Below are 21,618 nucleotides of genomic sequence, written 5' to 3' on the forward strand. Positions count from 1 at the left end.
CCCCCGATAAGGTCGAGGAACGAGTATGTCGTGAGCTCTTAGTGAGCCGCGTTGTACAGCTTCATCATTTCTTTATACATGTCTTGCAATTCTTTCAAGGTAGCAGCCGCTTCAGCATCGCCACTTTCAACCTGACTGCGCGCGATTCTCAGTTTGTCGCCGGCTTTTTGGCGCAAGCGTTCGGTACCTTCAAAACGAAACTCTTTTTGCAGTTGGCGGACATCGCTTAATGCCGCGCTAACTTCTGCTTTATCCGCGCCTTTTGCTTGCAAGCTTACCGCTTCTTCAACTTTGGCAAGTGCACCTTCGCCGGCAGCTCTTACTTTTGCGTCAGTCGCACCTTCCGCAAATGCGGATGAAGACAGCAGCATTGCAGAGGTTATTACCAAGGAAACCAAAATTTTTCTAAATTTTTGCATTCGTTAAATCCAATTAATAGGGTGTTGTATGACTAGTTATAAATACTATTCGCTGATGAGTCGGCATTTTTAGCTAGTTGTCATTTTGTAGCAGTTAAATCGTATCATATAAGGCAAGATAAAACTAAGATAAAGATGGGTGCGAAAATCGGAATAACGTATTTACTTTGTGGTTTATGGGGCATTGTTATAGGGGTTTTGAATGCGGCTTTAAAACTAAAAAATATACAAAATATCATTATATTTCAATGATTTGCTTTAAGTGTTGCTTGTTTTTTTACTGTATATTTTTGAGATTTTTTGTCCGGTGCCGTCAGGATAATTTTTGTTGGTCAACCTTTAATTGCTAAGGGTTATTGGCGTGAATTAAATGTCATTTTTCCGTAATAATTGAAGGGCTTTTTAATATTTTATTTCGATCCAAGATAGCGGGTTGAGTTGACGAAAATGATTGGTCTCTGTAAGGCTTATGCGGGCGCTTATCAGTATATCGATCCGAGTCAAGCGAAATGTGAGTCAAATTTAAAACAACTTGTCCAGCAACGACATCACGATTTCTACCGCGATCAGCCAGATAATGATCCATTCTAGCGCCGAGGAATGTTGGTGCTTTTGCTCATCGGCCAGCATTTCCAGTAACTCGTGTATGGTTTCCAGTTTCTTGGATAGCACGTCGGTGCGTTGCCGGATTTCCAGATAATTGGCCGCCATCGAATAAATATTTTGATATTCGGGGTGTTCCCAGAAAAATTCCGGGGTATCGAGCAAATCGTAGTTAAGAATGATGTCGCTTTTGGTCAAGAACAGCTGGCCGCGGATCTTGGCCATGGTTTTACGATTGAGCTTGATGACTCCATCGCGCGCCAGTGCTTGCGGTAGATGGCTGGTGGTATGGATAGTGTCGATGGCGTGGCCTTCAAAGGCGGCCAGTTTGATCGATTGCGCCATGGCGTGGGATAGCGCCAATAATACTTTGAAGTCGCCGGACTGTAATTCGATATGGTCGTGCTGAAACCGGTCTTGCTCGCATTCCACCTCGTAACTGAAATTATCTTCCTGCGGCTCGGCATCAGGCTTGATGGCGTAGTCTAGTAAAATATCCTGCAAGGAGCGGCGGTCATCGAGGTCGATGTTCCAATGCACCACGACGCCGTAGGAGAACACGACCGAGCAACCGGTTTTAAAGTCGACAATCAATGCATTTCTAAATACCTGGGCGCGAGTGCTGTCGAGTAGTTTTTCCCGCAATTTGACGAATTGGAACGATTGCGCCAGACACACCGTCAAGCAGTGTTTAATAGTCCTATTCTCTGTCATATCGGTATTTTCTGATTTTGGATTCAGGATTAGTTTGTAACATCGGGGCGGCAAAATGGTTAAAATAGCCGACTTCGTCCATCATTAAAAGCTGATTGCCCAGTGCCATGCAAACTAACTATAACACCGATGATTTAAGAATTTGTGAAACCAAGGATGTGGTGGCGCCGATTCAGGTTCACGATGAAATCCCGATGACCGAAACGGCCGCCAAAACCATTTTGAAGGCACGGGCAGCGATTCATAAAATTCTGACCGGTGAAGACGACCGCCTGTTGGTGGTTATCGGTCCGTGCTCGATTCACGACCCTAACGCTGCCGTCGAGTATGCCGGCAGGCTGAAACGTGTAATCGATCAGTTACAGGACGATTTGGTCATTGTAATGCGGGTCTATTTTGAAAAGCCTCGTACTACCGTGGGCTGGAAGGGCTTGATCAACGATCCCGATCTGAATTCCAGCTTCAACATCAACAAAGGCTTGCGACTGGCGAGGCAGGTATTATTGGATGTCAATAATCAGGGCGTGCCGGCCGCCACCGAATATCTGGATTTGATTACTCCGCAATACGTGTCCGACCTGATTTCCTGGGGCGCGATCGGTGCGCGCACCACGGAAAGCCAAGTACACCGCGAGCTGGCGTCCGGCTTGTCCTGTCCGGTCGGCTTCAAGAACGCCACCGATGGCGGCGTTAAAATCGCCATCGACGCGATCAACGCGGCGATGAGTCCGCATCATTTCCTGTCCTTGACCAAGGAAGGCCGTTCGGCGATTTTCTCCACCCGCGGCAATGAAGATGCCCACATCATTTTGCGCGGCGGCAACAACCGCCCCAATTACGATGAAGTCAGTGTCGAGCAAGTGGCGGAAGGCTTACTGGCCGGTGGTTTGCGTCCCAATATCATGATCGATTTCAGCCATGCTAATTGCCAAAAGAAATACCAAAAGCAAATGCATGTCGCGCAAGACGTGGCCGGACAAATCGCCAACGGCGACAGCCGTATCATCGGCACCATGGTGGAAAGCCATCTGGTTGAAGGTCGTCAGGATGTGGAAGAAGGCAAGCCTCTGGTTTTTGGGCAAAGTATCACCGACGCCTGCCTGGGCTGGGATGATAGTGTCGGATTATTGAACGAATTGGCCGTGGCCGTGCAACAACGCCGTGCCGCAATACGAAGAAAGGGTTAAACATGAAAATTCAGGTTAATGGCGATAATCGAGAATATGGTGACAATTGCACCGTGGCCGATGTGGTTGCCGATTTGGGATTGACCGGCAAACGCATAGCCGTGGAATTGAACAAGGAAATATTGCCGTATACCCAGCACGCCAATCAACGTTTGCATGAGGCCGACCGCCTGGAAATCGTGCAGGCTATCGGCGGTGGCCAGGACGATTATTTCACGCTGGCCGGTAAGCAATACCGTTCGCGCCTGTTGGTCGGTACCGGCAAATACAAGGATCTGGAAGAAACTCGCTTGGCGACCGAAGCCAGTGGCGCCGAAATCGTCACGGTAGCGATCCGCCGCACCAATATCGGCCAGAATCCAGGCGAACCCAATTTGCTGGACGTGATTTCCCCCGACAAATACACGATACTGCCGAATACCGCCGGCTGCTACACCGCCGAAGATGCGGTCAGAACCTGCCGTCTGGCCCGCGAACTATTGGGCGGACACAAACTGGTCAAGCTGGAAGTGTTGGCCGATCAGCTGACTTTGTTCCCGGACGTTTCCGAAACCTATGTAGCGGCCGAATTGCTGGTCAAGGACGGTTTCGACGTGATGGTGTATACCAATGACGATCCGATTGCCGCCAAACGCCTGGAAGAGATAGGCTGCGTGGCGGTGATGCCTTTGGCGGCACCTATCGGTTCGGGTCTGGGTATCCGTAATCCCTACAACATTCTGACCATTGTCGAAAACGCCAAGGTGCCGATTCTGGTCGATGCCGGTGTCGGCACCGCGTCCGATGCGGCGATTGCGATGGAGCTGGGATGCGACGGCGTACTGATGAATACGGCGATTGCCGCAGCGAAAAATCCGGTGCTGATGGCCTCGGCGATGAAAAAAGGCATAGAAGCCGGCCGCGAAGCCTTTCTGGCCGGGCGGATGCCGCGCAAACGATTTGCCTCGGCTTCTTCGCCGATAGACGGTTTGTTTTTGTAGATTCCCGCGATTGAGTACCCTGGCACGGGAGGGACGATGAAACAGGGGATGCGAATTTATTCGCATTGCGCCGAAAAGGTGGCGCCTACGGCAATAGGTTGCCTGATCGGAGCCTAGGTTTTTGGGAGTGGCAAGAAGCGGGCGTTAAATTTGGCTAGTGGCTCGGGCTGGCCAAACAGATAGCCTTGAAAAAACTGGCAGCCATTCTTCAGCAAATAGGCTAACTGCAGCTCGTTTTCGACACCTTCGGCGATGACCTGTAATTCCAGGCTGATACCCAACGCCAGGATAGTGCGAATAATCACTGCATCATTACTGTCCTTGTTCAAATCGCGAACAAATGATTGGTCAATTTTCAACTGAGTCAACGGCAATCGCTGCAAATAAGATAGGGACGAATAGCCGGTGCCGAAATCGTCCATCGAAAACCCCACCCCCAATCTTTGCAGTTGTTGCATGATCAGAATGGTGTTTTCCACGCTATCCAGCACCGTACTCTCGGTAATTTCCAACTTGAGCCGTCTTGGATTGACACCGGTTTTGTCGAGTATGGCTTGCAATTGTTCGACGAAGTTACTTTGATTCAATTGTTTGGCGCTGATGTTGACGGCCAGATTCAAATGCCCCATTCCCGGTCGTTGCGCCCAGTTCAGCAAAGTGTTGCAGGCTTCTATCAGAGCCCAGGCCCCCAACGCTACGATCAAGCCGCTTTCTTCGGCCAAGGGGATAAATTCCATCGGCGATATGTCGCCTCGCAACGGGTGTTCCCAGCGCAATAAAGCTTCGGCACCCACGGCTTGCTGCTGGTGATCGACTTGGATTTGATAAAACAGCTTGAATTGGTTTTGCGCCAGGGCGTTGCGCATATCCGCTTCCAGGGCGGCGCGCTGATTGAGTCCGGCTTGCATCTCCGGATCGAACAGGCACAAGGTGTTTCGTCCGGCTTGTTTGGCTTGATACATCGCCATGTCTGCCTGTTTCAGCAAATCCTCGCTATCGACATGCGGGCCGTGAAACAAGGCGACGCCCATGCTGGCGCTGGAATGGTGCGCCACCACGCAGGATGTGCCTTGCGGATTGACTTGATGTAACAAATAGGTTCGGCTCATTTCGTTTAGAATCTTGTTGCCGATCTTCTGCGCGTAAATCGCGGCCGTAGTGACATCCTCCGACAGCTCCTGCAGCAAAATTACGAACTCATCACCACCAAGCCGGGCTACGGTGTCGGCGTCGCGCACCGCGTTGCTGATGCGTCTGCCGGCTTCGATCAATAACTGATCACCTAAATTATGGCCTTGGGTATCGTTCAGGATTTTGAATCGGTCCAGATCCAGAAACATCAATGCCCCGTAACTCCTCTTACGTTGGTTGCCGAGCAAGGTTTCCTGCAATCTTTCGATCAACAGTCGGCGATTAGGCAGGTCGGTTAGCGGGTCATAAAACGCCAGTTTATAGATGCGTTCTTCGTTGAGCTTGCGCTCGGTGATGTCGGTAAAAGTGGCGACATAATGGGTGACCTCGCCGGATTTATCCTCGACCCGGTTAATGGTCAGCCACTCGGGGTAGCTTTGGCCGCCCTTGCGCTGGCTAATGACTTCGCCCTGCCAATAATGATTGGCGGCGACGCTATCCCAGATTTTTTGATTGAGACTAGATTGCTGATAACAAGTCAATTGTTCCGGAGTTTTGCCTATGACTTCTTCGGCTTCATAGCCGGTTAGCGTGCTAAACATCTGATTGACGCGAAGAATGGTCTTGTCGGCATCGGTAATCATGATGCCTTCCTGGCTGTTTTCGAACACCGATGCCGCCAGTGCCAACTCGATTTCGCTCTGTTTCCGCTGATTCTCGCGATCGAAATTGTCCAGCGCATACGATATGTCGTTGACCAGGCCGCCGAGCAGGGTAATGATATTTTCGCTGAAAAAATGGGTTTCCGCCGAATATACGACCAATCCGCCAATGGTTCGGTGATTGCGCAGCAGGGGAAAGGCGGCCACGGCATGAATGCCGGATTCGCGGGCAATTTGATGCCAGATCGCCGTATCCGGTTCACCGAGGAAGTCATTCAAAATGCAAGGTTTATGTTGGCGGATCGCTCGCGATAAGGCACCTTGCCCATGCGGCAGCATCGGATCGATACTAATTTGCAGCTTGCTCAAATAGTGCGGTTCGCCATCGCTATGAGCTTGAATGCGTATCCAGCCCGATGATTCGACCAGGCCGACGAAGGCCAGACGTAAATGTATGGTTTCCACCAGGATGTTGCAGATTCGGGTCAACAGCCTTTGCTCGTCGGATTCACGCACAATCGTGGCTACACTCTCGGTCCAGGCCGCATAGACCCTGTTTAACAGATCCAATTGTTGTTCCGACTGAACGATAGTATCCAGCATGTGGTTTAGCGAACGGCCCAACTGACTGATCTCATCGTTGCCCATCAATTGACTGCGTTCGGCGCGGGAACCGCTTTCGATGGCCGATGCAATCCCCTTTAGCGTCTGCAAGGGTTTGACCAGGCTTCGGGCCAGCATTAAGGACGCCAGCAACATAATCAACCCGGTGACGACAATAAACCGCAGGCTGATCATGGCTACATTGCGCAAGTTGGTTTTGGTGGCCTCCTGATCCAGTTCGATACGAGCCCAGCCGACCAGGCGCTGATTGACTAATATCGGTACGGCAACATCGATCAAATCTCTGTCGGCAAGTAATAATCGCGGCTTAACCTGACCATTCAGCAACTGTTGACTCAAGTCGTCGGTTACGAACAGGCCTATTTCGCTGGGAATGCTGGAGCCCAGTACCTGGCCGCGTGGCGACAGCACAAATGCCCGCCGCAGATTCGGGGTTTCCGCATGGCCTTGCAGTATTTCCTGTAAACCGCCCAGGTCATTGGCCAGTACCCAGGAGCTGCTGCTGTGCGCCAGACTGTGAGCCAAGGCCTGAGCTCGCGATATACTGGTTTGATCCAGAAAATTTTGTTGTTGTTTCAGCAACAGCCCGGCCATCCCCAGCATCATCGCCAACGAAACGCCGCCAAAGGCGAGTGCCAATCGCCGATAGATCGAATCGTGGCCGAATCGTCTCAACCAGCCGGGTATTGGTAAGGTGAATAATTTAGCCATCAGTCGATAGGACGCACGTTTTGATTAAAAGTTTTCAGGAATTCTTCAACCGGCGCATAGGTTTGATTGTCGGCCGGCTCAAAACGGGAAACCGGCACGGCTTTCAAAATGCCCCGTCCGGCGGGGCTATCTTGTAACGAAAACAACACGGCGGCAACTTGAACGACTATATCGGCCGCTATGTCTTCACGTACCACCCAGCCATTATTCAGCAACGATTCGGTTTGCCATTTTACTTCCAGTTCGGCGGCTTGTTCCGGGTGCTCGAGGGCGAAGGTTTTCCAGGGCACCGGCCAGGTCGCCGCCGCCGCCACATTACCCATCAACACATTGAGGATCGAGGATTCCTGTGATCCCACATAACGGTTTTCAATGTCACGATTGACATCGATGCCGTGGGTATGCAGGAAATGTTGCGGCAGCATGGTGGCCGCCAGCGCGGTTTTTGCCGGATAAGAGACGGCTTTGCCCTTCAGGTCGGCCACGCCGTTGATGCCGCTATCCTTGCGCACCAGGATAATGCCGCGAAAGTCCGCGTCATCGGCCATTTTACCAAACACCCGATAGCCGTGTTTCAAGGCATTGATGGTTTGATAGGGGTTGGGCAGCGCGAAATCGAAATGGCCGCTATACAGCTTTTTATCGAACTCCTGGTAATTGCGGGAGGCTTCCAGTTTGAACTCGCTACCGGGAATTTTGTTGTTGATGGTTTCGACAAGCGGTCCATAAATCTCGAACAAGCGTTTGGGATTATGCAAGGGATGAATGCCGACGATGTATTCCCTGATGGGGTGTTTGGGGTTGGGGCTAAAAACAGGCTGATAGGGCTGGGCCGATTTTGTACCGAACCGGTCTTGCAGATGTTGTAGCCAATCGCCGACTCGCGGGGATGCCGGTTCCTCGGCCACCGGCTCGGCTAAGGCCATTGGTCCAGCCAGCGGTAAACATAGGCACAACGCCCTCAAAGTCCGGCGGAAATTCAGCATTTAATGGTATCCAGCAAAGACGTAAACGGGATTAAAGCAATCTTGATCGGCGTTATCGGATTAAGGGCGAGATTATGATTTGCGCCTTCCGCCTATTTTAGCCGGCATTTATGGCTACACTTGCTAACAATACATTAACCGGAGTCGCATAAATGAATTACTTTCGCGGATTGTTGATCTTGTTGATGCTTGTTTGCCAAGGGAACCCGGCCGTGGCGTTCGATACCCAAACCCTGCCCGAAGTATTGAAAGCCTGGGTGCCATGGGTTTTGGCCGATCAGACTCAATTCCCGTGTCCTTTTTTTTATAGCGATTTTCAGCAAAAACGCTGTAGCTGGCCTGGTTCGATGAAGCTGGAATTACAAGCCGGTCACGGCCGTTTTGTCGGCGAATGGACGCTTTACCAGTCGGATTGGATAACTTTGCCGGGCAATAACAGTCATTGGCCGCAGCTTGTCAGTATTAACCAGAAGCCGGCGCTAGTCGTCGAGCATGAGGGCAAGCCGGCGGTATGGATGCCGGCCGGACACTATCAGCTCAGCGGTGAATTTTTTTGGGACCGATTGCCGGAAAGCCTGGCAATTGCCGATGACACCGGTTTGTTGCAACTGAGCGTCAATGACAAAGTCATTGCTTATCCCCGCATCGAGCAGGATGCGCTCTGGCTGAGCTCGGAACAAAGCGACGAAGACCAAGATCAACACGACAGCCTGGATTTGCAGGTTTTCAGACAGGTGATCGATGACAACCCGCTACAAATAATTACCAGGCTTGAGTTGAATGTGTCCGGCAAGGCGCGGGAAATTAGCCTGCCGCATGCGTTGTTGCCGGATTTCATCCCGATCGGGCTGGACAGTCCGTTGCCGGCTCGAATCGAAAGCGATGGACGATTGCTGATGCAAGTTCGTCCCGGCCGCTGGATCGTTGATATCCATGCCCACCATCCACGGCCTCTGGAGCAGCTGGATTTGGCTATCAGCGACGCCAACTGGCCGGATGCCGAAATATGGGTGTTTCAAGCCATGCCGGCCTTACGTTTGGTGGAGGTCGAAAAATTGGCTTCTATCGACGCCAGTCAGACCAATCTAGCGCCGGAGTGGCGGCACCTGCCGACCTATCAGATCAAACAGGGCCAGACCATGCGGTTTAAATTAATCCGGCGTGGCGACCCGGAGCCGGAACCCAATCAACTGCGGTTGCAGCGCAAACTTTGGCTGGATTTCGATGGTGGCGGCTACAGCGTTAGCGATCGGATCGACGGCAAAATGACCCGTGACTGGCGCTTGAATGCGTTAGCGGAAACCGAATTGGGCCAGGTGTTGTTGAATGGGCAAAATCAATTGATTACCCAAATCAACGGTCAACAGCATGGCGTGGAAGTGCGCCGGGGCGTTATTCAATTGCAGGCGGATAGCCGGATCCAATCCGGCATAGGAGAACTGAATGCGGTGGGTTGGCGGCAAACGTTCCAGCAGGTACAGGCGGAATTGAATATTCCACCCGGTTGGCGCCTGCTGGCCGTCACGGGAGTCGATAACGATCCCAATAGCTGGCTGACCCTGTGGACGCTGCTGGACTTGTTCCTGGTGCTGATCGTGGCGTTGGCGATTAGCCGGCTTTGGTCTTGGCAGTGGGGGCTTCTGGCCTTGTTCAGCTTGATGTTGTTCTGGCATGAAGCGGATGCGCCGCGCTGGATCTGGCTAAATACCCTGGCTGCACTGGCTCTGCTGCGGGTGTTGCCGGAAAGCCGTTTTTCGCGCGGGGTCAAGTGGTATCGCAATCTGTGCTGGCTGGGCTTGGGATTGATCGTGATTCCATTCATGATCGAACAGATCCGAATCGGCATTTATCCGCAGCTGGAACGGCCCTGGCAACCGATCGAACCCGCACCCTATGCCGCCAGTCTGGCTGCACCTGGCGAAGTGGCCGAAGGCGCGGCGATGGAGATGCCGGCGGCGCCGATGCCGCAAATGGCGAAAAGATCGCTCAAAGCCTATTCGTCGATTGCAGATGATGCCGGTTCCGCCGTCAATTTCGACCGGATCGATCCGGAGGCGAACCTGCAGACCGGTCCAGGCTTGCCGCAATGGCAGTGGCAGACTGTGCGGCTGTCATGGAATGGTGCCGTGGATAGCCAACAAAAAGTCCGGCTTTGGTATTTGACGCCGGCATGGAGTCTGGTGCTGCATATTGTTCAGGCCTTATTGGCGGCCTTGATGGCCTTGAAACTCATAGGCGTGCTGAAAAAGCCGTGGCGCTTGTCATTACCGGCACTCGGCGCCTGGTTGTTATTGCCAATTTTGAGCATGCCCACTACGGACAGTTTGGCCGATATTCCGGATCAGGTCATGTTGGAACAGTTGAAAACGCGATTATTACAAACGCCGGAATGCTTGCCGGCCTGCGCCGAAATTGCGGCGATGAAGCTAACCGGCAATTCGAATGAAATGCTGATCGAACTTCAAGTCCATGCTCAACGGGACGTGGCTATACCGTTACCGGCTCAGTTGGACCAATGGTGGCCGGAGCAGGTCGGTGTCGATGGGCGGATGGCAAATGCTCTTGTCAGGCGGGACGATGGCTTATGGTTGGCTTTAGACAAGGGCGTGCATAGGGTTTTGCTGTCCGGGCGGCACGACCGGAAATTTAAATTCAGTCTGCCTCTGCCCTTAATTCCGCAACATAGCGAAGTGAAAGTCGAGGGTTGGCGGGTCGAGGGTTTATATGAAGACGGCAAAACAGCCGAGCAATTGGAATTTAGCCGGATCGGCATGAATACCGCGCAAGCCGAACCGCGTTTTCAGCAAAGTGCGCTGCCGGCTTTTGTGCGGGTTGAAAGAACTCTGCATCTGGGACTGGATTGGCGTGTCGGCACTCGGGTCGTGAGACTGGCGAATGCCGATACCCCGGTGATTTTACAAATTCCATTGTTGCCGGGGGAAGCGGTTACCTCTGAACAAATACGGGTCGAAAACGGCAAAGTGTTGGTGAATATACCCGCCGGGCAAGACGGCTTGGAATGGGAGTCGTTACTGGAAAAGCGCGAGCAATTGGAGCTGCGCGCCGGCGATTCGGATAAATGGAGCGAACTATGGCGAGCCGATGTCAGCCCGATCTGGCATTTGCAAAGCGCCGGAATTGCCGTGGTGCACCATCAGGACCAGCAAGGGGCTTGGTTGCCGGAATGGCGGCCATGGCCCGGTGAAACCGTGCAATTACTTATCAGCCGTCCGCAGCCGGTGCCGGGGCCGACGCTGACTATCGATAAGAGCCAGCTCAACATTCAGCCCGGCAAGCGCGGCCAGATAGCGGATTTGACCTTGAGCATCCGTAGTTCCAAGGGGGGGCAGCATAATTTAATTCTGCCGCCCGACGCGGAGCTGCAAAGCGTCAGCATCGACGGTGTCGCGCAGCCGATTCGACAAAAAGCCGATACCGTGACCTTACCGATACATCCGGGTGCGCAGCAAGTCGCCCTGAACTGGCGGACCGTCAGCGAGCCGGCGCTGATTTTGAGGACACCGCCAGTCAATTTGAACGTCAATAGCGTCAATAGTCACATACGGGTGATTTCTGGCGAGGATCGCTGGGTTTTATTCACCCTTGGGCCAAAGTTCGGTCCGGCCGCGTTGATCTGGGGGTTATTGAGCGTTCTGTTGCTGCTGGCGCTGGGATTGGGCCAATCCACACTGACACCACTGAAGTCCTGGCAATGGTTTTTACTGCTGATCGGGTTGAGTCAGATTCACTTAGCTGCCGGTATGTTGGTGGTAACGTGGTTTTTTGGGTTGGGTATCCGCGGTCGGCATAGTACCGAAACACTCGGCGGTTTCAATCTGATCCAGGTTGGTTTGGGCCTATTGACCCTGCTATCCGTTCTGTTTTTATTCGTAGCCGTTCAGCAGGGGTTGTTGGGCTCGCCGGATATGCAAATTACCGGTAATCAATCCAACGCCATGAATTTGAATTGGTATCAGGATCATAGCGTTGCACAGCTACCTACGGCAGTAGTGGTATCGGTGCCGGTGATGCTATATAGGCTATTGATGCTGGGTTGGTCGTTGTGGATGGCGCTATCGCTGTTGGATTGGTTGCGTTGGGGCTGGGATTGCTTTGCCAGCGGTGGGATTTGGAAAAAGAAACTCCCTCAATCAAAAGCTGCCGAATAATCGAAATCGGCCCGTACTGCGCTCGCGCTATCCAGGCCGAGAATCTAGCCCCGGTGTTTTTCTTCGACCATTTCGTCGATAAATTTCATTACTTGGCCGCTGGCTTCCTCGGACAAGCGCATTTGCTTGATGATCTCGTCGAGTTTGTGTTCGTCTTCGGCCCAGTTGCCGCGCGAGGCTTGATAGGCTAGCTGAGTGGTTATATGTACTTCCTGATGCGGCAGGTCGAGATTGCTATAGGCATGGGTGGAGCGGAATTTTTGATGGCCAATGCCTTCGTAATACCATTTACCCAACCGGCAATTATGGTTGTCGACCATGATGGCATTTTGTTGGGCACATGTCTCCGGATTCTCGATTGCAATATAACCGTTTTGTTTATAAATAATGTGGTCCAGCTTGGTCAGCAAGCCAAAGGATTTGTCCTTGGCATAGGAAATATAGCCCACCGAAGCCTTGGCTGATTTTGACAGTTCGGAGAACTGTTGCCTGAACGAGCTGACTTGGCCCATGACCTCCTGGGATAGCTCGGCGGAACTGCCGGCTTCCTCGTGCATTTGCTCGACCCGTTTGTTGAAGGCTTTCAATGTTTTGGAAACCTCAAGGGCGGCATCCTTGGTGTGCTCGGACAGGTTTTTCACTTCGTCCGCAACTACCGCGAATCCTCGGCCATGTTCACCGGCTCGGGCCGCCTCGATTGAGGCGTTCAGCGCCAGCAGATTGGTTTGATCGGCGATGCCGGTAATCATCGATAGCGATTCGGTAATTTTCTTGCTGTCGTTAATCAGCGCGGTGATGACTTCGGAGACAGAATGCACGGTATCGTTGATGTTATGCAACGAAGAGCTGATTTGTTCAACGGTGCCGAGACTGGCATCGGCATTTTTGCCGGTCTCCATCGTGATGTTTTCGACCTTTTCCAGCTGTTCGGTGATGTTGATCAGATCGTTTTGGCTGGTTTTCAGATTGCCGGATAAATTGGCGGTATTGAGTGCATGTAAGCCGGCCGACAAGCGTCTCTTTACCATCAGTTTTTCATTTTCATTCATATGTCGCAGGGCGGCATTCATGTTTTTGGCGGACTGTTTTAACAGGCCGGGCAAGCCATCCGCCAAGGCATAGCGATCATGATTGCCTTGGGATGCCTGGCTGAAGCAGGTGTTGATTTCCTTGAAATAGGACTCCATGATATCCAGGGTTTCATTCAACTCCCAAGCGACTTTACCTACCTCACCCAAGCCGCGGGTGCCGGTGATCCGGTGGTAAAGCTCTCCCCGATTGGTCAGGACCAAGACTTCTTCCATGCGCGCCAAGACGTCCAGATTTTGCTGGGCGGTTTTCCAAATATAAAACGCAATGGCGGGTAGCGGAACTGACAGGCCTAATGCTATCCAAGAAAAACCGTGTCCAAGAAGGCAAAAGGTAAATAACGCCAGCGTGGATAACAAGATTCCGGCAACGGCGTAATTGACTCGGGTTTTCAAAAACGGGATGTTGGAGCTAACCTTGCTCATGCTAGCACTCCGTTGGGTTTATAGAGTTGAAGTACTAGATTGTTATAGGATTTGGCCCCGGTTTGATTGACCACGTCGAAAAGATATTCCAGTGATTTGTCGGGCGCCTCCTTGGTAGAGCTTTTTTTTTCAATAGCTAACATTTCCTGATAAATGGGGGTCAGAACTTCAAGCGCGGAGCGCGGAGGATTGCGGCGCACGGAATAATAGCCTTGTAATTTGCCTTCCCTATCGTAATCCGGGGTGATGTTGGCAAACACCCAGTAATAACCTCCATCCGCGCACAGATTCTTGGCAAAGCCAAAAAATTCCTCGCCCGCTTTCAGCGTATTCCACATGAAGCGAAAAACGCCGCGCGGCATGTCCGGATGCCGAATGATGTTATGTTGTACGTTTAATAATTCATGCTCGGGATAACCCGCGATTTCCATAAATATGCGGTTGGCGTAAGTAATCCGCCCGGATGGATCGGTCTTGGACACAATAAAATCCTCATCGGCGAGCTTCTTTTCCGTATTGGTTGGGGTAATAGCGGGTTTCATGGTCCATACCTTGTTAAAAATTCTGGCTAAATTCTAGGCCTTTTTTCAAAAAACACTAAATTTGAGAGCTTTTTCTGACTGGGTTTACGGCCTAAGCTCACAAAACTTTAACAAAATTGGCGTCCGGCGGCGTGTTCTGAAAAACAAATAAGGATATCCGGACTAAGGCTAAGCGTTTCGGGGTGAGTATGGGGCGGGTTGGCAAAAACGCCGTTGGTTAAATGCTGGGAATGGTGAAAGCCGCAGGTGATCGGTTTTTGCGTGATCACCTGCAATCATAGCTGTTGAGGACCGCTTAATTGACCACTGTATGTCCGCGTTGTCTCATGCAGCTGCGGTAAGCGTTTTTATATTGGTCGTCGGATCGAATGCCTTGCGTGGCTGCTCCGCCAATGCCGCCGGCTGCCCCGCCAATTGCCGCGCCCGTGCCGGGACTACCGGCTATCGCGCCGATCGCGGCACCGCCGGCCGCACCGATCAAGCCTCCAACTACGGCGCCAGTCGCTGTTTCCTTGACCGAGCTGGCCGCTTGGGAGGCCAGTTGCTCGCAGTCCCGCATGTCCTGATTCAGGCGGTAGGCATTGGGGTCATTGTAAGTATCAACGGTTGGAGTCCAACCGGTGGTCGCGGCGCAACCCGTCATCAGCAAACCCGCTGACATTAATGTGGCTAGATTTAATCTTTTCATGATTATACTCCTTGATGTAGAGCCGAAGCCTCGGCCCATTCTGGTGATGGTAACGCCCTTTCTACCAATTTGGTAATGCCAAGTCAAATTGACATTGGGCCGGCTCTTCACGTATTATCCGCAGCCTTTTTTATCCGTTTTATTTAATTAGGCAAACCTCATGAAAAGAACCTATCAACCCAGCAAAATCAAACGCGTCAGAACCCACGGCTTCCGCGCCAGAATGGCAACCGTCGGCGGCCGCAAGGTGATTAATGCGCGTAGGGCCAAGGGCCGCGCGTCTTTGACAGTTTAATTGTCGGCCCAGGACTTCGGCTTCCCCGATCTGTATCGGCTACGGACACCAGCCGATTATAAAAATGTCTTTACGGACCCGGTAAAATCCACCGATAAGTTTTTTACGGTCTTGGCGATCAGCAGTTCCTTGCCGCATCCGCGGTTGGGGCTGGCTATCGCAAAAAAAGCCATCAGAAAAGCAGTCGCACGGAATCGCATAAAAAGAGCTGTTCGGGAAAGTTTCCGGTTACAACGGCAACAGATCGTCAACATTGATATTGTTGTATTGGCGCGCGGTGATGCAGCAAATGCGGATGCGCACATTTTGAGGAAGTCATTGGAAAGGCATTGGCTTAAATTGGTAGATCGATGCGATTCCTGCTCATAACCCTGATCAAGGTTTACAAATACTTCATAAGCCCGCTACTGGGACCGAGATGTCGTTTTTATCCCAGTTGCTCAAGTTATGGCTTGGAGGCAATCCAGCTCCATGGCGCCGCCAAGGGCTCCTACCTTACGCTTCGACGATTATTAAAATGCCACCCTTTTCACGAGGGCGGCATCGATCCTGTTCCAGAAAAATTGAGTAAATAACAATGGATAACATTAGATTTGTACTTGTCATGGCGATGTTGATGATTTCCTATATGCTTTGGGAATCATGGCAGATCGATTATGGCCCGAAACCGCAAGCGATTGTCTCCGATAAGCCCCTCGTGGCCGGCGGTAACAACCTGGCTTCATCCGCGGAACCTTCCCAAGAAGGCGCGAGCCAACAAAACCCAGCCGCAATCGAGCCAAGCAACAGAGTCATCAAAGTCAAGACTGATGTATTTGCGCTGGAAATCGATACCGAAGGTGGTACCCTGCGCAACCTGGATTTGTTGCATTATCCCCACGAAAAAGAAAACACCGTCGTCAACAAAGCCTATGCCCTGATAGGTATGGATGCGCCGGAAAAAGACCTGTCGCCAATCCGCTTGTTCGACAGCACTCCGGAAAACCTGTTTCTGGCGCAAAGTGGCTTGGTAGCCAGCGAAAACGCTGCGGCGGCTCCGGATCATCACGCCACCTATAGCAGCGACAAAATCGCTTACGAATTACAAGAGGGTCAGGAAGAATTGACTATTCCGTTGACCTGGACCAACGACCAAGGCTTGCGTATCACTAAAACCTTTACCTTCAAACGGGGTAGTTATGCGGTCGACGTGACGCACAAGGTCAATAACCGTTCCGGCAAACCCTGGTCCGGTCGTCAATACAACCAATTACTGCGCGTCGAACATAGCGACAAAAGCAACAATAACTTCATCAGAACCTATTCCGGCGGCGTGATTTACACCGACAAGGAAAAGTTTCAAAAAGTTAAATATGAAGACATGGCCGAGGGTAATCTGGCTGTCACTACCCAAGGTGGCTGGAGCGCATTTATTCAGCATTATTTTGCCAGTGCCTGGATTCCGCCCGCCGATCAGGAAAATCATTTCTATACCAAGGCGCTCAACGATGCGCGCTATGTGATCGGCTCCTATTCGCAGGATGTCAGCGTTCAACCCGATGGTGAAGGTGTCTTCAAGGCGCAAATGTTTGTCGGGCCGAAAATCCAGCCGGTCATGGAGGCTCTAGCGCCCGGCTTGGAGCTGACGGTAGATTACAGTTGGCTGACCATCATCGCCAAACCGATTTACTGGCTGTTGAACCAAATATTTGGCTATGTTAACAACTGGGGTTTGGCAATTTTGGGCGTGACCTTAATCATTAAAGGTTTGTTCTTCAAACTGTCGAAAGCCAGCTTCCAGTCGATGGCGAAAATGCGCAAAATTCAGCCGCGCCTGAAAGAGCTGCAAGAGCGCTATGCCGACGACAGACAGAAGTTCAACACCGAAATGATGGCGATGTACAAACGGGAGAAGGTCAACCCATTGGGCGGCTGCTTGCCTATCATGGTACAAATTCCGGTGTTCATCTCGTTGTACTGGGTGCTGATCGAAACCGTGGAGCTGCGCCAAGCCGATTTCGCCTTGTGGATACAAGACTTGTCCGCGCAAGACCCGTTCTATCTGCTGCCGATTCTGTACGGCATCACGATGAAGATTCAGCAAAGCTTGAATCCCGCGCCTATCGATCCATTGCAAGCGCAGGTGATGAAAATGTTCCCTATCGTTTTCACCGTGTTCTTCCTGTTCTTCCCTTCGGGTCTGGTACTGTACTGGATTTGCAACAACAGCTTGTCGATCATTCAGCAATGGTACATCACCAAGCATGTGCTTGAAGGCGACTCACACGCCCATTAAGCCGGCATGGTAAGCAACGGCGACACCATTGCCGCCATCGCCACACCGCCGGGTAACGGCGGTGTCGGCGTTATCCGCATTTCCGGGCCGGTAGTGCTGGAGATTGCGCGGCAAATCGGCCAAAAAACGCCCAAACCTCGTTACGCCCAACTTTGCCGATTTCGCGATGCCGATGGCAGCGCCATCGATTCCGGTCTGATGCTTTATTTCCCCGGTCCGGCTTCGTTTACCGGCGAAGACGTTCTGGAGCTGCAAGGTCATGGTGGCAGCGTGGTGTTGGATATGCTATTACGCAGGGTTTTAAGTTTAGGGGCTAGGCTGGCCAATCCCGGCGAATTTAGTCAACGGGCATTTTTAAACAATAAAATCGATCTGGCTCAAGCCGAAGCCATTGCCGATCTAATCACCAGCGGCACCGAACAAGCCGTGCGTTCCGCCCAGCAATCCATGCAAGGCGTGTTTTCCGAGCAAATCAACGAGCTGATTGATGAACTGATCGAATTGCGCGTCTACATCGAAGCCGCCATCGATTTCGTCGATGAAGAAATCGATTTTCTCGGCGACGGCATGATCGCCAGCAAAATCGAGCAATTGCACGCCAGAATCCAAAAAATTCACGCCACGGCCCAGCAAGGTCGGCTATTGCACGACGGTATCACCGTGGTGTTGGCCGGCAAGCCCAATGCCGGCAAATCCAGCCTGCTGAATGCGTTGGCGGGTCACGAGGCGGCAATAGTCACCGACATCGCCGGCACTACACGCGACGTGTTGCGCGAGCGGATCCAAATCGACGGCATGCCGCTGCACATCATCGATACCGCTGGCCTGCACGACAGCGACAACATCGTCGAACAGGAAGGCATCCGCCGCGCGCATAGGGAAATCGAAAAAGCCGATAAAGTTCTGCTGCTGATGGATAGCATGGGCGCCGACAGCGCAGAGCTGTTGGATAAACTGCCCGCCGACATCAATGTCACCCGTATTTTTAACAAAATCGATTTATCCGGGCATTCCGCGCAAATGATAGAACGCGAGCATGGCGCCGAAATTTATTTATCGGCCAAAACCGGTGTCGGTCTGGATTTGCTGAAACAGCATTTGAAAAACAGCGTCGGCTTCGGCGAAACCACCGACAATGTCTTCATAGCCCGCAGACGCCATTTGCAAGCTCTGAGTCTGGCCCAACAATCCGTAGCAAATGCCGGAAACCAGTTAAGCCATCAGGCCCCTGAATTAGTAGCCGAAGATTTGCGACAGGCTCAAGCTAGTTTGTCCGAAATTACCGGTGAATTCAGTTCCGATGATCTGTTGGGCGAAATTTTCGGCAGCTTTTGTATCGGAAAATAAAGTCATCGCGCAAGCCAATGGATTTTTGTTTTTATCACCGTCACCCGCTTAAAGGCTTTGCCGATAGCATCCAGAGCCGGTTTGCCTTTAAAATAGCGGCTTTACACTCTTATGCAAACATGGGCCTGTCGCCCCGGAACCGTTCATGACCGATTATAAATTGACTCACCTGAAACAGCTCGAAGCTGAAAGCATTCATATCATCCGCGAAGTGGCGGCGGAATTTGATAAACCGGTCATGCTGTATTCTATTGGCAAGGATTCAGCAGTAATGTTGCATTTGACTCGCAAGGCATTCTTCCCAGGTAAACCGCCATTTCCACTGTTGCATGTCGACACTACCTGGAAATTCAAGGAAATGATCGAATTCCGCGACCGAATGATCACCGATTTGGGTTGGGATTTGATGGTACATATCAATCAGGAAGGAGTGGAGCAGGGCATAGGGCCGTTTACTCACGGCAGTAAAAAGCATACCGACGTGATGAAAACCGACGGACTGAAACAGGCCTTGAATAAATACCAGTTTGACGCGGCTTTCGGCGGCGCCCGCCGCGACGAGGAAAAATCCCGCGCCAAGGAGCGTGTGTATTCGTTTCGCGATAAGAATCACCGCTGGGATCCGAAAAATCAGCGTCCGGAATTGTGGAATATCTACAACGGTAAGATCGACAAGGGCGAAAGCATCCGTGTGTTTCCGCTATCCAACTGGACCGAGCTGGACATTTGGCAATACATCCATCTGGAAAATATTCCCATCGTGCCGCTGTATTTCGCCAAGCAGCGCCCCGTTGTCGAAAAAGACGGCATGCTGATCATGGTCGACGATGACCGTATGCCGATCGGTCCGGAAGATAAAATCGAGATGAAAATGGTGCGTTTTCGTACCCTGGGCTGCTACCCCTTGACCGGCGCCGTGGAATCCACAGCCACCACCTTGCCGGAAATCATTCAGGAAATGCTGCTGACCACCACCTCCGAACGGCAAGGCCGTTTGATCGATCACGACCAGGCCGGCTCGATGGAGCAGAAGAAGCGCGAAGGCTACTTCTAAGCACGTTCATCCGATCAGCAACGAATTCAGAGAAAAACATGTCCCACCAATCCGACCTAATTAGCACCGACATCAACGCCTATCTGGCGCAACACGAACGCAAGGAACTGCTGCGATTTTTAACCTGCGGCAACGTCGACGACGGTAAAAGTACCTTGATCGGCCGCTTATTGCACGATTCGAAAATGATTTACGAAGACCAATTGGCGGCGGTACAGGCTGACAGCGTCAAGTCCGGCACCACCGGCGCCGGCAAGATCGATCTGGCCTTGCTGGTCGACGGTTTGCAGGCCGAGCGCGAGCAAGGCATCACCATTGATGTGGCCTACCGTTATTTTTCGACCTCGACCCGCAAATTCATCATCGCCGACACTCCGGGCCACGAGCAGTACACCCGCAATATGGCCACCGGCGCTTCGACCTGCGACTTGGCGGTGATTTTGATCGACGCCCGTTACGGTGTGCAAACCCAGACCAAGCGGCACAGCTTCATTGCGTCCTTGCTGGGACTGAAACACATCATCGTCGCCATCAACAAGATGGATTTGGTCAATTACAGCGAAGACACCTTCAACAAAATCAAGGCGGATTATCTGGCGTTTGTTAAAACCCTGGATTTGCACGACGTGCATTTCATCCCGATGTCGGCCTTGGACGGCGACAACGTGGTCAACCCCAGCGAGAATATGCCTTGGTTCAGCGGCATGCCGATGATGGAGTTGTTGAACACTATCGAAATTGCCAGCGACCATAACTTCGATGACGCCCGTTTCCCGGTGCAATACGTTAACCGGCCAAATCTGGATTTTCGCGGTTTCTGCGGCACCGTCGCGTCCGGCGTGTTCCACAAGGGCGATGCAATCACCGCGTTGCCGTCCGGCAAGACCAGCCACATCAAGTCTATCGTCACCTTCGACGGCGAACTGGAAGAAGCGTTTGCCTCGATGGCGGTCACGCTGACCTTGACCGACGAAATCGACATCAGCCGCGGCGACATCATCATCGGCCGGCAACAATCCGCGCCCAGCGTGGCGGACAAATTTAAGGCCGACATCGTCTGGATGACCGAACAGCCGATGACGCCTGGCCGGCAATACTTGATCAAACTGGCAACCCGTAGCGTTTCCGGCTCGGTGTCGATGATTCATCACAGGATCGACGTCAATACCCTGGAACATCACGACGCCAACGAACTGAAGCTGAACGAAATCGGCCATTGCACGGTCGCGGTCAATGCACCGGTGGTGTTCGACCCATACAAACGCAACAAAACCAGCGGTTCATTCATCGTCATTGATCGGTTGACCAACATCACGGTCGGCGCCGGCATGATTACCGGCAATGCCAGCGAAGAGGACTGGTCGCCGGTCAGCGCGGACGAGCGGGCCACACGCTTCGGCCAGATCGCATCAGTGATCGGGTTAAGCGGTAGCCATGCCCAGCAGACGGTTTATCATCTGGAGCGTAAACTATTCGACACTGGCCATGCCGCCACCATACTCGAGACCGGTAGCGAGGAATTGACTACTGCAATCAAAAATGCCGGTCTGTTATGTCTGTGTTTGGATAGCAAGCCGGGACAGGCCGATGTGTCGTTCAATTGCGACGAGTATAATGTCGATGAGATTTATGCGGCGATGAAGAATCGCGGTTTGATTCACTGATAGCAAAAGAGCCGGCTTCCGGCCGGCTCCGATTGATTATCGTTAGCCACATA

17 protein-coding genes are annotated in these 21,618 nt (G+C 52.1%); 10 read left to right on the forward strand and 7 right to left on the reverse strand.

The annotated features are described in order from the left end of the window. Window positions 1-38: 38 nt before the first annotated feature. Together IVG45_RS18320 and IVG45_RS18325 are read right to left on the reverse strand one after the other, a co-directional pair. Window positions 39-419, reverse strand: a complete 381-nt coding sequence (locus tag IVG45_RS18320) for a hypothetical protein (protein WP_196435218.1) — start codon at window positions 417-419, stop codon at window positions 39-41. A gap of 522 nt (window positions 420-941) precedes the next feature. Then, window positions 942-1,736, reverse strand: coding sequence for an RMD1 family protein (locus tag IVG45_RS18325; protein WP_196435219.1), 795 nt, complete (start codon window positions 1,734-1,736; stop codon window positions 942-944). A 107-nt stretch (window positions 1,737-1,843) separates the two neighbouring features. Here IVG45_RS18325 and aroG point away from each other — a divergent pair, with 107 nt between their 5' ends. Both aroG and thiS read left to right on the forward strand, forming a co-directional pair. Then, window positions 1,844-2,923, forward strand: a complete 1,080-nt coding sequence (aroG, locus tag IVG45_RS18330) for a 3-deoxy-7-phosphoheptulonate synthase AroG (protein WP_196435220.1) — start codon at window positions 1,844-1,846, stop codon at window positions 2,921-2,923. Between the two features lie 2 nt (window positions 2,924-2,925). After that, window positions 2,926-3,903 (forward strand): sulfur carrier protein ThiS, encoded by a 978-nt coding sequence (gene thiS, locus IVG45_RS18335; protein WP_196435221.1) that lies wholly within the window; start codon window positions 2,926-2,928, stop codon window positions 3,901-3,903. Window positions 3,904-4,016: 113 nt separating this feature from the next. Here thiS and IVG45_RS18340 read toward each other — a convergent pair whose 3' ends face one another. Beyond that, window positions 4,017-7,031: an EAL domain-containing protein gene (locus tag IVG45_RS18340; RefSeq protein WP_196435222.1), complete on the reverse strand. Its 3,015-nt coding sequence runs from the start codon at window positions 7,029-7,031 to the stop codon at window positions 4,017-4,019. Further along, window positions 7,031-8,017, reverse strand: coding sequence for a phosphate/phosphite/phosphonate ABC transporter substrate-binding protein (locus tag IVG45_RS18345; protein ID WP_230874646.1), 987 nt, complete (start codon window positions 8,015-8,017; stop codon window positions 7,031-7,033). Before IVG45_RS18345 ends, IVG45_RS18340 begins: the two co-directional genes overlap by 1 nt. A 152-nt stretch (window positions 8,018-8,169) precedes the next feature. Here IVG45_RS18345 and IVG45_RS18350 point away from each other — a divergent pair, with 152 nt between their 5' ends. Beyond that, entirely contained in the window at window positions 8,170-12,186 is a 4,017-nt protein-coding gene (locus IVG45_RS18350; RefSeq protein ID WP_196435223.1) for a hypothetical protein, read from the forward strand. Window positions 12,187-12,230: 44 nt separating this feature from the next. Here the strand turns inward: IVG45_RS18350 and IVG45_RS18355 are convergent, their stop codons facing one another. The 3 genes from IVG45_RS18355 to IVG45_RS18365 all read right to left on the reverse strand — a co-directional run bounded on the left by IVG45_RS18355 (window position 12,231) and on the right by IVG45_RS18365 (window position 14,930). Further along, complete coding sequence (locus IVG45_RS18355; RefSeq protein ID WP_196435224.1) at window positions 12,231-13,700, reverse strand: methyl-accepting chemotaxis protein; 1,470 nt, start codon at window positions 13,698-13,700, stop codon at window positions 12,231-12,233. After that, window positions 13,697-14,242, reverse strand: a complete 546-nt coding sequence (locus tag IVG45_RS18360) for a PAS domain-containing protein (protein WP_196435225.1) — start codon at window positions 14,240-14,242, stop codon at window positions 13,697-13,699. Before IVG45_RS18360 ends, IVG45_RS18355 begins: the two co-directional genes overlap by 4 nt. A gap of 295 nt (window positions 14,243-14,537) precedes the next feature. Continuing rightward, window positions 14,538-14,930 carry a glycine zipper family protein gene (locus IVG45_RS18365; RefSeq protein WP_196435226.1) on the reverse strand — a complete coding sequence of 131 codons (393 nt, stop codon included), beginning with the start codon at window positions 14,928-14,930 and terminating at the stop codon, window positions 14,538-14,540. Window positions 14,931-15,090: 160 nt separating this feature from the next. Between IVG45_RS18365 and rpmH the strand changes: the two genes are divergently transcribed. The 7 genes from rpmH (at window position 15,091) to cysN (ending at window position 21,565) form a co-directional block, all read left to right on the forward strand. Beyond that, window positions 15,091-15,225, forward strand: coding sequence for a 50S ribosomal protein L34 (gene rpmH, locus IVG45_RS18370; RefSeq protein ID WP_054763660.1), 135 nt, complete (start codon window positions 15,091-15,093; stop codon window positions 15,223-15,225). Next, window positions 15,226-15,594: a ribonuclease P protein component gene (gene rnpA / locus IVG45_RS18375; RefSeq protein WP_196435227.1), complete on the forward strand. Its 369-nt coding sequence runs from the start codon at window positions 15,226-15,228 to the stop codon at window positions 15,592-15,594. After that, window positions 15,576-15,800 carry a membrane protein insertion efficiency factor YidD gene (gene yidD, locus IVG45_RS18380; RefSeq protein ID WP_013820712.1) on the forward strand — a complete coding sequence of 75 codons (225 nt, stop codon included), beginning with the start codon at window positions 15,576-15,578 and terminating at the stop codon, window positions 15,798-15,800. The genes rnpA and yidD overlap by 19 nt, the downstream gene beginning before the upstream one ends. A gap of 2 nt (window positions 15,801-15,802) precedes the next feature. Beyond that, a complete protein-coding gene (gene yidC, locus IVG45_RS18385; RefSeq protein ID WP_196435228.1) occupies window positions 15,803-17,500 on the forward strand; it encodes a membrane protein insertase YidC in 1,698 nt (565 codons plus the stop codon). Window positions 17,501-17,506: 6 nt separating this feature from the next. Then, a complete protein-coding gene (gene mnmE / locus IVG45_RS18390; protein WP_196435229.1) occupies window positions 17,507-18,847 on the forward strand; it encodes a tRNA uridine-5-carboxymethylaminomethyl(34) synthesis GTPase MnmE in 1,341 nt (446 codons plus the stop codon). Between the two features lie 145 nt (window positions 18,848-18,992). Continuing rightward, entirely contained in the window at window positions 18,993-19,901 is a 909-nt protein-coding gene (gene cysD, locus IVG45_RS18395; protein WP_196435230.1) for a sulfate adenylyltransferase subunit CysD, read from the forward strand. A 38-nt stretch (window positions 19,902-19,939) separates the two neighbouring features. Next, on the forward strand, window positions 19,940-21,565 hold the full coding sequence (cysN, locus tag IVG45_RS18400; protein WP_196435231.1) for a sulfate adenylyltransferase subunit CysN: 1,626 nt from the start codon (window positions 19,940-19,942) through the stop codon (window positions 21,563-21,565). The last annotated feature ends 53 nt before the right edge of the window (window positions 21,566-21,618 follow it).

Origin of the sequence: Methylomonas sp. LL1 (genome assembly GCF_015711015.1) — a bacterium.
Taxonomy (GTDB): domain Bacteria; phylum Pseudomonadota; class Gammaproteobacteria; order Methylococcales; family Methylomonadaceae; genus Methylomonas.